This is a genomic window from Vicinamibacterales bacterium (assembly GCA_041659285.1).
In the GTDB taxonomy this organism is placed as follows: domain Bacteria; phylum Acidobacteriota; class Vicinamibacteria; order Vicinamibacterales; family UBA2999; genus 12-FULL-67-14b.
Genome location: JBAZYO010000004.1, coordinates 109,038 through 121,054, shown reverse-complemented (window position 1 = coordinate 121,054; position 12,017 = coordinate 109,038). Strand labels below are relative to the sequence as shown.

Annotated in this window: 8 protein-coding genes; 4 read left to right on the top strand and 4 right to left on the bottom strand. The window is 67.4% G+C overall.

Features of this window, described 5'->3' with window-relative positions:
- Nucleotides 1-28: 28 nt before the first annotated feature.
- Genes WC815_07630 through WC815_07620 form a run of 3 tightly spaced genes read left to right on the top strand, consistent with a single transcriptional unit; the run spans nt 29 to nt 6,700 of the window.
- Nucleotides 29-3,685, top strand: coding sequence for an FAD-dependent oxidoreductase (locus tag WC815_07630; protein MFA5908630.1), 3,657 nt, complete (start codon nt 29-31; stop codon nt 3,683-3,685).
- A 9-nt stretch (nt 3,686-3,694) separates the two neighbouring features.
- Nucleotides 3,695-5,455: a serine/threonine-protein kinase gene (locus WC815_07625; GenBank protein MFA5908629.1), complete on the top strand. Its 1,761-nt coding sequence runs from the start codon at nt 3,695-3,697 to the stop codon at nt 5,453-5,455.
- Between the two features lie 60 nt (nt 5,456-5,515).
- Nucleotides 5,516-6,700, top strand: coding sequence for a tetratricopeptide repeat protein (locus tag WC815_07620; GenBank protein MFA5908628.1), 1,185 nt, complete (start codon nt 5,516-5,518; stop codon nt 6,698-6,700).
- 9 nt (nt 6,701-6,709) lie between these two features.
- Here WC815_07620 and WC815_07615 read toward each other — a convergent pair whose 3' ends face one another.
- The 4 genes from WC815_07615 to WC815_07600 form a co-directional block, all read right to left on the bottom strand.
- Nucleotides 6,710-6,961: a hypothetical protein gene (locus tag WC815_07615; protein ID MFA5908627.1), complete on the bottom strand. Its 252-nt coding sequence runs from the start codon at nt 6,959-6,961 to the stop codon at nt 6,710-6,712.
- Nucleotides 6,942-8,060 (bottom strand): DEAD/DEAH box helicase, encoded by a 1,119-nt coding sequence (locus WC815_07610; protein ID MFA5908626.1) that lies wholly within the window; start codon nt 8,058-8,060, stop codon nt 6,942-6,944. The genes WC815_07615 and WC815_07610 overlap by 20 nt, the downstream gene beginning before the upstream one ends.
- 181 nt (nt 8,061-8,241) lie before the next feature.
- Nucleotides 8,242-8,460: a translation initiation factor IF-1 gene (gene infA, locus WC815_07605; GenBank protein ID MFA5908625.1), complete on the bottom strand. Its 219-nt coding sequence runs from the start codon at nt 8,458-8,460 to the stop codon at nt 8,242-8,244.
- 54 nt (nt 8,461-8,514) lie between these two features.
- Nucleotides 8,515-11,007, bottom strand: coding sequence for an AMP-binding protein (locus WC815_07600; GenBank protein MFA5908624.1), 2,493 nt, complete (start codon nt 11,005-11,007; stop codon nt 8,515-8,517).
- 72 nt (nt 11,008-11,079) lie between these two features.
- Between WC815_07600 and WC815_07595 the strand changes: the two genes are divergently transcribed.
- Nucleotides 11,080-12,003, top strand: a complete 924-nt coding sequence (locus WC815_07595) for an NAD-dependent epimerase/dehydratase family protein (protein MFA5908623.1) — start codon at nt 11,080-11,082, stop codon at nt 12,001-12,003.
- Nucleotides 12,004-12,017: the final 14 nt, after the last annotated feature.

The window sequence follows — 12,017 nt, the reverse complement described above, 5'->3', positions numbered from 1 at the left end:
GCTGATCACATATAATTGAGAGTTGGAAATGTCAGCCAGCACCGCTCCTGAAACAGCCCTCGGAATTCCCGGATTCACCTTCGCCGACCTGCACCAGCCGGCGCGATTGCGCGACCTCCACGACCGGTTCGTCGGCCACGTCCAGGCGTCGGAACCGGAGCTGTGGGCACAGTGGGAGCAGTACCGGTCCGTCCCTGAAGCGCTCGGCGCCGTCGCCCGCGGCAACCTCGTGGTGGCCATGGCGCCGCACGTCAGCCGCTTCATCACGCGGCTGTTCGGGGTGGGCGCCGAGGCGGATGCCATGGTCGCCGCCACCCGCGCCTACGACGTCCTGTTCCGCTTCAAGATCGACTTCGTGCGCCGCCGGGCGCTGCCGCTCCTCAAGGGCGGCGCGCACGTCACCGCGACGGCTGCGGACCACGCGTTTGTGGACTCGGCATTGGTCCGGCTAAAGCCGGACGCCACCGGTGATGTGGCATCCGGCTTTAGCCGGATTGACGATGAGATGGCGCTGGCGCAGCTTGGCTGCGCGCTCCTCGATCGCGACGAGGCTCTTCGCGCCGGCGGCTCGGATGCCGACAAGGCGGCGGTCACCGCCGAGATCGACGCCCTCAAGCGCTGGTGCGCCGCGCACCTGCACGACCCGCGCTACCGCGGCTGGGTCGCCTTCCGATTCCCCGAGAATCTCGACTACGACCACCTGGTCCAGATCCGGCGCCCGGTGGCGGCGATGCCGGAACAGATCTTCGGCCCCGAGGACAAGCTGCGCCGCCGCCAGGGCTTCGAGCTGACCGACCCGCGCTTCACGCCGCGCGAGACCCTCAGCGAGATTCACTACTGCGTGCTGTGCCACGAGCGCGACAAGGACACCTGCTCCAAGGGCATTCGCGACAAGGAAGGCACGGTCTCGGCCAACCCACTGGGCATTCCGATGCCGGGCTGCCCGCTCGACGAGAAGATCTCGGAGATGCACACGCTGCGCAAGCGCGGCGACGCCATCGGCGCGCTGGCGATCGTCACCGTGGACAACCCGATGGTCCCGGGCACCGGCCACCGCATCTGCAACGACTGCATGAAGGCCTGCATCTACCAGAAGCAGGAACCGGTCAACATTCCGCAGGTCGAAACCGGCTTGCTCACCGACGTGTTGAAGCTGCCGTGGGGCGTCGAGATCTACGGCCTGCTCACGCGCTGGAACCCCTTGAACCCGAAGCGGCCGTACGCGTTGCCGTACAACGGCCGCAACGTGCTGGTGGTCGGCCTCGGGCCCGCCGGCTACACGCTCTCGCACTACCTGCTGAACGAAGGCTTCGGCGTGGTCGCCATCGACGGCCTCAAAATCGAGCCGCTGCCGGAGGACGTGGTCGGCACCCCTGAAAGGGGTGCCCTACCCGCTGTCGGTCCGCGGCCGATCCAGAGCTGGAGCGAGATCTATCGCCCGCTCGACGAGCGCGTGCTCGAAGGTTTTGGCGGCGTGTCCGAGTACGGCATCACGGTGCGTTGGGACAAGAACTTCCTCACGCTCATCCACCTGACGCTGGCGCGGCGCAACAAGCTCAAGATCTACGGCGGCGTCCGCTTTGGCGGCGCCCTGCCCATCGACGAAGCGTGGGGCATGGGCATCGACCACGTCGCGATCGCGGCCGGCGCCGGTCGCCCGACCATCATCGACATCAAGAACAATCTGATCCGCGGCATCCGCAAGGCCAGCGACTTCCTGATGGCGCTGCAGCTGACCGGCGCGTTCAAGCGCGACACGCTGTCGAACCTGCAGGCGCGGCTCCCCGCGGTCGTGATCGGCGGCGGCCTGACCGGCGTCGACACCGCCACCGAGCTGATGGCCTATTACCCCATCCAGGTCGAGAAGACGCTGGATCGCTACGAAGCCCTGGTGCGCGACCTGGGCGAGGCGCGCGTGCGCGGGATGCTCGATCACGAAGAGCAGGGCATCCTGGATGAGTTCCTCGGCCACGGCCGCGCGGTGCGCGTCGAGCGCGCCCGCGCCGCCGCCGCGGACGAACTGCCGAACTTCATCGAGATGATCCGCGGCTGGGGCGGCGTCACGCTGGCCTACCGCAAGCGCCTGCAGGACGCCCCGGCCTATCGCTTGAACCACGAGGAAGTGGCCAAGGCCCTCGAGGAGGGCATCTCGGTCACCGAGAACGTGAACCCGATCGAAGCCGTGCCGGACGAGTTCGGACACGTCAAGGGCATGATCTTCACCCGGGCGGACGGTGCCACCGTCGAACTGCCCGCGCGCACCGTGCTGGTTGCCGCCGGCACCGTGCCGAACATCACCTACGAGAAGGAACACCCGGGGTCATTCGAGCTCGACGGCAAGCGGAAGTTCTTCAAGGGCTTTCGGGCGGTGCCAGAAGGGCGGAACCCGGAAACGGTGCCAGAAGGGCGGAACTTTAGTTCCGCCAGTTCCGCCGTTCCTGCGAAATTCCGCCTCGAGCCAGACGCGAACGGCTTCTTCACGTCGCACGACACCAACGGCAAATTCGTCAGCTACTACGGCGACAACCACCCGCGTTACAACGGCAACGTGGTGAAGGCCATGGCCTCGGCCAAGGACGGCTACCGCCACGTGGTGGCGCTCTTTGAGGATGAGATCGCCGCGCTCAACCCGGCCGGCCAGCCGTCGCGCGAAGGCGCCTGGCAGTCCCTGGTGTCGCGGCTCGACGATCAGCTGCTGGCCCGCGTCGAACGCGTCGTCCGTCTCACGCCGACCATCATCGAAGTGATCGTCCGCGCGCCGCTGGCGGCCCGCCACTTCCATCCGGGCCAGTTCTATCGTCTGCAGAACTTCGAGCGGTTGAGCCCCCACGTGCGGCTCGATCATCACGTGTCGTCGATGCTGATGGAGGGCATTGCGCTCACCGGGGCGTGGGTCGATCGCGAGAAGGGGCTGCTCTCCCTCATCACGCTGGAGATGGGCGTGTCGAGCCGGCTCTGCGCCTACCTCAAGCCGGGCGAACCGGTGGTGGTGATGGGGCCCACGGGCACACCCACGGAAATTCCCGAGGGCTCCGCGGTGCTGCTGGCGGGCGGCGGCCTCGGCAACGCCGTGCTGTTCTCGATTGCCAAGGCCCTCAAGGCCCAGGGCAACCGCGTGATCTACTTCGCCGGCTACAAGAACGGCGCCGACCTCTTCAAGCGCGAAGACATCGAAGCCGCCACCGACCAGGTGATCTGGGCCACCGACGTCGGCAACGCCATCGAGCCGCATCGCCCGCAGGACGTCCACTGCCGCGGCAACATCGTGCAGGCGATGGTTGCCTACGCCGAGGGCCAGCTGGGCGCGACGGTGGTGCCGCTGAAGGACGTGACCCGCATCATCGCGATCGGATCGGACCGCATGATGAACGCCGTGCGCCTGGCGCGCCATGGCGCGCTGCAGCCGTACCTCGACCCGAAGCACGTCGGCATCGGCAGCATCAACTCGCCGATGCAGTGCATGATGAAGGAAGTGTGCGCGCAGTGCCTGCAGCGCCACGTCGATCCCGAGACCGGCCGCGAGGAGTTCATCTTCTCCTGCTACAACCAGGACCAGGAACTCGACCGCGTTGACTTCGACAACCTGCGGGCGCGGCTGCGCCAGAACAGCGTCCAGGAGAAGATCTCGAACCTGTGGTTCGAGCACCTGCTGGATCAGGCTGAATCGCAACTCGTTCACGTATAAGCTGTTCGCGTGCTGGCGCCGGGTACGCGGATCGACGACCGCTACGAAATCATCGACGTGTTGGGCTCCGGGGGCATGGGCCAGGTTTACCGTGCCCGCCGCCTCAGGCTGGGCGACGAGGTGGCCATCAAGGTGATGCAGGCGTCGCACGCCGCGCCGCCAGAGCTGCGCGAGCGCTTTCTGCGCGAGAGCCGCGCCTGCGCCCAGCTGCGCCACCCGAACATCGTCGGCATCCTCGACTTCGACTTCGACGCGTCCAACCAGCCCTACATGGTGATGGAGCTGCTGAGCGGCCCCAGCCTGCGGGAAGAGATCGAGTTGGAAGCGCCGATGGCGCCGGCTCGCGTCGCCGCCATTCTCGAACCGGTCGCCGCCGCCCTCCAACTGGCGCACGATCGCGGCATCACCCACCGCGACCTCAAACCCGCCAACATCGTCGTGCACCGCTACGAGTCGGGTGAGCGCGTCTACAAGGTGATCGACTTCGGGCTGGCGGCAATGAAGGCGGCCAGCGACGAAACGCGGCTGACCGATCCGGCGATGTTCCTGGGCACCCTCGCCTACGCGGCGCCCGAACAGGTCCGCGGCGATGCGGTGACGGCGGCCACCGACATCTACGCGCTCGGGGTGATCGCCTACGAGATGCTGACCGGCGCCCGGCCGTTCGACGCCGGCAACCGCGTGACCCTGATCAACCAGATGCTGACGGTCCGGCCGGTGAGCCCGGCGGTGCACCGCGTCGGCCTCTCCGAGACGATCGATCGGGCGGTGATGCGCGCGCTCGACAAGAACCCCGCCGACCGGTGGGCGAGCGTGACTGATTTCGTGGGTGCCCTGCAGGAGGCCGCCGGCGACGCCGGGCCCGTGGAGCCTGCCGAGGGTGCCGGGTTGCTCGCCCGCTACGAACTGGGTGGGTTGGTGGGCCGCGGCCGGTTGGGCAGCCTGATTTATCGCGGCACCCACCGGGCCCTTGGCGTACCCGTCGCCATCCGCATCCTGAGGCGCGACGAGCAACCGCACTGGGACGCCGTCCGCGCCCGGTTCCTGCTCGAGGCGCGCACCCTCCAGGTGCCGCACCCGGGCCTGCTGCAGGTCCGCGATTTCGGCGAAGACGACCAGAACGTGTTCCTGGTCACCGACTTCGTCGATGGCCCCAGCTTGCGGCAAGCCCTCGCGGAAAGCGGGCCGTTCCCGTGGCCGCGCGCGTCGGCGCTGCTCGCGCAGGCGCTCGACGCCATGTCGGCCCTGCACCGCCGTGGCGGCTTCATTGCCGGCGTCAACCCGGACATGATCCGCCTTCGCGTGGCCGACGGCGGCACTTCAGGCGCCGCGAACCCCGCTACGGCGGACAAGTCCGCCGCAGGGGAAGGGTGGCCTGAACAGATCGTCGTCTCTTCCGCCGGCATTCGCTCGGTCCAGGACGTGCTTGCGACCATGCGTGAGCAGGAGCTGCGCGGCCAGGAGGCCAGCGAACACGAGCTGCCCTACGTGGCGCCGGAAGTGTTGATGGGAGGCGCGCCCAACGTGCGCGGCGACGTGTTCACAATTGGTGTACTCGCCTACGAAATGGTTACCGGCCGCCAGCCATTTCGCGCCGCCTCGGTTCCTGAACTCTTGGGCCAGATGCTGCAGGCGAAACCCGCGCCGCCGGCAACTCTGTGCGCGGACATCCCCGCGGCGGTCAGCGACGCGATCATGCGGGCCATCGACGGCGCGCCGGCGGCGCGCTTCGAGTCGGCCGAAGCCCTCGCGGCGGCGCTGCGATCGTGAGCGCGGACTGTGATCTTCGTTTGACTTCCAACCCAATCTGTTTCATGGTGAAGCCGATCGATGCCTGAACTGCCATTCGATCCGCCGAACGAACCACCGCTTCGCGGCGAGACCGTTGTCTTTACCGGCAAGCTCTGGTCATTCGGCCGGAAAGAAGCGCGCGGCCTCGTCGAAGCGCTCGGCGGCTCCAACGATGAAGATGTGACGGTGCGCACGACTTTGTTGGTCGTCGGCGCGGCGAGCCATCCCGATGGCGCGCCCGACCTGACCGTGCTGCTCGACGACACCAGCACCCAGAACCAGAAGCTGCGCCGAGTGGCGCAGATCAACGCCGAAACACCTGGCCGCATTCGCGTGCTCGGCGAAGACGAGTTCTGCCGCCTGTCGGGCCAGCCGGCCGTCGCCGAGCGCCGCACCCAGAACTACGGCCAGAAAGACATCCTGGCCATGTACCCGGCGCTGCGCCTCGACCACCTGCGCTACCTGGAGAAGTGCGGCCTGATCAAGCCGGCGTTCAAGAACAACGCCGACACGTTCTTCGGCTTCAGCGACCTGACCACCCTGCGCCAGTTGGCCGGCGAGCTGCAGCAGGGCGCCACCTTCCGCGCGGCGCTGCGCAATCTCCAGGCGTCGCGCCTCGGCCAGTTGGCGTTCGACTTCCGCCTCGACGCGCAGCCGGCAAGAATCATCGATCTCAAATCCCACACCGGCACTGGCACCCCTGGCACCAACCCCTTAGGCACCCCAGGCACCTTAGGCACCCTAGGCACCAGTGGCGTGAGAGAGCTATCCTCCGCCGAACAGTATTTCCTCATGGGCTCCTTGTTGGACGATGGGACGCCGGAGCGGGTGGAGGAAGCGGTCAAGGCCTATCGCCGCGCGCTCGAAGAGGATCCCGACCTGGTGGCGGCGCTCATCAACCTGGCCAACATCCGCTACTCGCGCGACGAGCTCGCCGAAGCGCAGGCGCTCTACGAGCGGGCCATCGTGCTCGACCCGTCGTATTTCGAGGCGCACTTCAACCTCGGCAACATCCATCACGACCACGCGCGCTACGGCGAAGCCGAAACGTCGTACCGGGAGGCGCTCGCCCTCAACAACGCCTATGCCGACGCGCACTTCTATTTGGCGGTGACGCTGGAGAAGATGGGCCGGTCAATTGACGCGCGCGCGCACTGGCGCGCCTACGAGCGGCTGGCGCCCCAGGGTGAGTGGGTGGAGCTGGCGAAGGAATTTTCGGACTAGGGTCGCGCGCTAGTAGCGGTAGCGCCAGTCGTCTTGCTGTTGCGACGGCGCCTCTGGCTCTTCACGCTTCCGCGGCGTGCGCTTCGCCTTGTAGAGCGCGCAGTCGGCGCACCACGAGTCGGCGCTGAAGCCTTCCTTGCCGGCCATCGGCAGCACGTCGCGATGCGTGCAGTGATCCGGAACCCCATCTTCGGCGGGCTTGCGCCACCGGCACGACAGGAACCGCAGGACGGCGGGCGATTTATCGGGCCCGGATTCCAATGGCAGCCTCCACAGCGCTCCAATTGCGCTGCTCGTTCGGCGATACCAGCGTCACCGCGTGTCCGGAGGCGCCCGAACGGCCCGTGCGGCCCACGCGATGGACGTAGGTGTCGGGCGAATCCGGCACTTCGAAATTGATGACGTGGGCGATGCCCTCGATGTCGAGGCCGCGCGCGGCGATGTCGGTGGCCACCAGCACGGGGTGCTTGCCCGAGCGGAAGCCTTCGACCGCCGACAACCGTTCCTGCTGCGAGCGGTCCGCGTGCAGCGCCGCCGCGCGAATGCTCTTCGCCACCAGGTGCCGGGCCACGCGGTCGGCGCCAATCTTGGTGCGCACGAACACCAGCACCGGGCCGTCGGCGTCGCGCTTGGCGAAGTTGGCGAGCCAGTCGATCTTGGCGCCGCTCTCGACCTGCACCATCTGGTGATCGATGGTCCGCGCCGCCCCGCCCTGCTTGCCCACCTGCACGTACTTCGGCGAGCGCAGCATCTCGGTCGCCATCCGCTGGATTTCACCCGGCAGCGTGGCGGAGAACAGCAGCGTCTGCCGATCCGGAGGCAGCGCCGACATAATCTTCTGGACGTCGGGCCAGAAGCCCATGTCCATCATGCGGTCGGCCTCGTCCAGCACGAGGAACTGCACGCGGACCAGGTCCGTCGTGCTGTGCCGCATGTGATCCATCAGCCGGCCGGGCGTGGCGACGATGATGTCGACGCCGGCTTGCAGCGCGCGTTCCTGCGGCCCCATCTCGACGCCGCCGAACACCGGCGCCGTGGTCACCGGCGTGTGATACGTCAGGCCGACCAGCGAATCTTCAATCTGCACGGCGAGCTCGCGCGTTGGCGCGAGGATCAGCGCGCGCGTGAATGCCTCGCGCGCGGGGTCGCCGTAGCCGGGCTGTTCGGTGAGCAGCAGTTCGAGGATCGGCGCCGCGAACGCCAGCGTCTTGCCGGTGCCGGTCTCGGCGCAGGCAATCACGTCGTGGCCGTCGAGCGCGAGCGGAATCACCGCGCCCTGCACCGGCCGCGTGCCATCGAAGCCCAGCGTCCTGAAGCCGGCCTCCAGGCGCGGGTCGAAACCCAGCGAGTCGTACGGCACCGGGGCGGCGTCGGCGTCAACGATGATCCAGGGCAGGTCGGGCAGCGGAGCGGCCGGGCGGAAGCTTGGGGTGCTGGATGAGCCGCGGCGTCCGCCACGGCCTCCACCACCACCGGACCGGCGCCGGCCGGGCCTACGAGGTGAAGCGGAATTTGGACTCAAGTCTTCTCGAACTTGCGCCCTAGCGGGCGCGGAAGGTGATGATGCCGCGTTGCGGGTCGTAAGGGGAGATGCCAACCGTCACGCGGTCGCCAGGAACCACCTTGATACGGAAACGCCGCATCCGACCACTCAGCTGCGCCAGCACTTCGTGGCCGGCGTCCACCTGCACGCGGTAAAGACCGCCGCTGTGCACGGCGACCACCGTGCCTTGCATGTCAATCAGATCGTCTTTGCTCATTCAGGTCCAGTAATCGGCTCCGCGGTCGGGAACAGTCCCAACCCACGGATTGTGTCACGCGCCGCCCTTGATAGGCAAATCGCGTACCGCCTGCTCCACCTGCCGCGCCAGGGCCGCGTAGTCGTCTCCGGCCAGCCGCAAGGGCTTTCCGAAGGTCACCGAAACCCGGCCCGGCCTGGCCATTTTCCAGCTTGTGTGGAGCACCCGGTCCACGCCGTCGAGGCGCACCGGCACCACCGGCAGATCCAGCCGCGCCCCAATCATGCCGATGCCGCCCCGAAACGCCTTGATCTCGCCTGACTCGGTGCGGGCGCCCTCGGGGAAGATCAGCACCGAATACCCGTCGCCGGTCACCTCGCCGATGTAGCGCAGCGTCTGCCGCGCGCCCGCCTCACGCTGCGGCAGCGGGAACGTATTGAAGAAGAACGCCGCCAGGTAGTAGTTCGCCCGGTTGGTCAGCACCTGCCGCCACGTGTGCTCCGCCGGGAAGAAGTGCGCCTTGAAAAACTCCTTCGCCATGGCCGGCGCAATGCGCGCGCGCCACGCGCCGGGCAGCACCGACAGGATCACCGGTACGTCCATGTGGCTCTGGTGATTCGCCGCGAAGACGACCGGCCCATGGATGCCCTCGAGATGTTCCAGGCCCTCCACGCGCGCCCACGCGAAGGCGCGGGTCAGCGGCAGCAGCCACGTGAACTGGCAGACGCGCCGGATCCACCGCACGGGCCAGGTCCGGTTCCACGACGGGAAGTCCACGGGCTCGGGAACCTCGGCCTGCTCCGGTGCGGCCTTCACCACGGCCCGCAGGTCGTCCAGGGTTTTCGCGCCGGCAAACAGGGTCTCGTCGATGCGCGTCTGGAATTGATCCTCGAGCGCCACCATCAACTCGACGCGTTCGAGCGAGCTCAGGCCCAGGCCTTCGATCGAGGTGTCGCCGCTCATCGTTCGCGCGCCGGCGAACTTCGACAGCAGCGCCTTCAGCGGATCATCCGTCGTCGCCGCCGCCGGCTTCGCCCCGCTCTGCACCCACTGCCTGATCGCCGCGCGCTTGAGCTTCTTCGTGCCCTCGGTCCGCGGCAGCTGGCCATCGGTCCACACCGAGAAGCTGCGGATGCGCTGGTGATCGGCCAGTTTGGCGTTTGACAGTTGAACGACGGTTTCAGCATCGATTCCGGGAGAGAGAACAAGGACGGCGTGGACCCGTTCTGAGTAATCTGTGCCATCTGCGGTCCTGGTTCCGACCACGGCGGATTCGACGACGCCAGGCACTTCGTTCAATCCGCGCTCCACGTCATCGGGAAAGACGTTGAGCCCTTCGGGCGTGACGATCATCTCCTTCTTGCGCCCGCGGATGAACAGGCGTCCTTGGGCGTCGAGCTCCCCGATATCCCCCGTGTGCAGCCACCCCTCGGCGTCCTGCGTTCGATCGCCGGCTCCCGGTTGGTAGTAGCCGGTCGTGACATTTTCGCCCCGCACCAGGATCTCCCCGTCGGCGGCGATCTTCACTTCGACGCCGGCAATCGGTGTCCCGACCGAGCCGGTATTGGTCCTGAAGGGGTTGTTCAACGTGACGATCGGCGCGGTTTCCGTGAGGCCGTATCCCTGGATGACGACGAACCCGAGGCGCTTCCAGTAGTCCTCGAGCACGGGGGAGAGCGGGGCGGCGCCGACGATGAACCCCCAGAACTTCAGGCCGAACGTGCCGTGGATGCGCCGGTAGCGCCACCACCGCGCGGGGATCGACAGCCCGCCCGGGGGACTGGCGGCCGCCGGGTCCAGGCGGATGGCGTGGTCCTGCAGCACCTCGAGGATCTTGGGCACGCAGACGATCACCGAAATGCGCCAGTCCTTCACGCGGCGCGCGATGTCGTGCGGGTTGTAGCTGCGCATGAACCCGACGGTGCCGTCGATGAGCGGCGGGATGAAGGTGGCCATCGATTGCCCGAACATGTGGCTGAGGGGCAGCAGGTTCAGGAAGCGAAGCGGCAGGAACGGCCACGCGTACCTCTTGTACTTATCGATTTCCCTCGCCACTGGATTGGTGTTCGCCAGGATATTGCGGTGGCGAACGAGCACGCCCTTCGGCTCGGCGGTCGCGCCCGAGGTGAACACGATTTGCGCGACGTCGTCGCGGTCGATCGTCACGGCGGGCATGGGGCCGTCGGCACTCCAGTCGATGCCGGCGAGCCGCCATGCCAACATCGGCCCCGGCTCCACGTCATCACCAGCGAGGACCAGGCGTGCATTGACGATGTCGCGGATGCGCGCGGCGAATTCCGGTGACGACCGGTAGTCGATCGGCACGGCGATGGCGCCGATCAACTGGATGCCCCAGTACGCCACGATCCACTCGGGACGGTTCTCCCCCCAGATCAGGACCTTGTCGCCTTTGCCGATGCCGTGATTTGACAAGCGCGCGGCAAATCCGCGCGAGGCGGCGGTCACCTCCGCGTACGAATGCCGCCGCACCCGGTAGCCATCGTCGTAGACGAGGAATTCCCCGCGGTGGGTCTCGAGTGAGCGGAAGACGTCGATGAGCGTGATCACGCGAGAATGTCGAATTCTAACGTCTGTTATCCCGGTCGACTACAATACCCCTCTGTCCATTTCGGGGAGTTGATGCAGATATTCTTGACGGGCGCCACCGGATACATCGGGTCGGCTGTACTCGACGCGATGTTAAAGGGGGGGCACCAGGTCACCGCGATCGCGCGCGATCCGGAAAAAGCCGAACGACTGCGCGCCAAAGGCGCCACGCCAGTGATCGCCGAGCTGGGGCTGCCGAAAATGTACGTGCCGCTGCTCAAGGCCGCGGACGCGGTGGTGCACACCGCGTACGAATATTCGCCGCGCGGCGTGCAGCTCGACCGGCAGGCGATCGAGACCATGCTGACGGCGCAGCGTGACGCGCTGGCCACCGACGGCAAGCCGAGGGCGTTCCTCTACACGTCCGGAATCTGGGTGCTGGGCCGTACCGCGCGGGCGGCGGACGAAGACGCGCCGCTCGACCCGCCCCCGCACGTGGCGTGGCGTCCGGCCCATGAAGAGCTCGTGCTGGCCGCCGCCGCGTCCGGCCTGCGGCCGGTCGTGATCCGGCCCGGCATCGTGTATGGCGGCGGCCGCGGGATTGTATCGGACCTGATCAAGGACGCGTTGAACGGGATCATTCGCGTGGTCGGCCCGGGCAAGAACCGGTGGCCGTGCGTCTACGACCACGATCTGGGCGACCTCTTCGTGCGCATCCTCGAGTCGCCGACGGCCACCGGCATCTTCCACGCGAACGACGAGGCCGACGAGCGGGTCAGCGACATCGTCGAGGCGATTGCCGGCCAGGTGCCGCAGCGCCCCGACATCCGCTACATGCCGATGGCCGAGGCGCGCAAGAAGTTCGGCACCTACGCCGACGCGCTGGCCCTGGATCAGAAGGTCCGCAGCCCGAAGGCCCGCGCCCTGGGATGGGCGCCGAGCCTGCCCGGCGTGGCCAACAGCGTGGCCCGGCTGGTCGAGGAGTTCCGCAACGCGCAGCGCGAGAAGAACGATTAACCAATAAGGAATAA

Coding starts and splice junctions, on each gene's coding strand:
- infA (MFA5908625.1), bottom strand. CDS start 8,460: ATGAGCAAAGACGATCTGATTGACATGCAAGGCACGGTGGTCGCCGTG.
- WC815_07595 (MFA5908623.1), top strand. CDS start 11,080: ATGCAGATATTCTTGACGGGCGCCACCGGATACATCGGGTCGGCTGTA.
- WC815_07620 (MFA5908628.1), top strand. CDS start 5,516: ATGCCTGAACTGCCATTCGATCCGCCGAACGAACCACCGCTTCGCGGC.
- WC815_07630 (MFA5908630.1), top strand. CDS start 29: ATGTCAGCCAGCACCGCTCCTGAAACAGCCCTCGGAATTCCCGGATTC.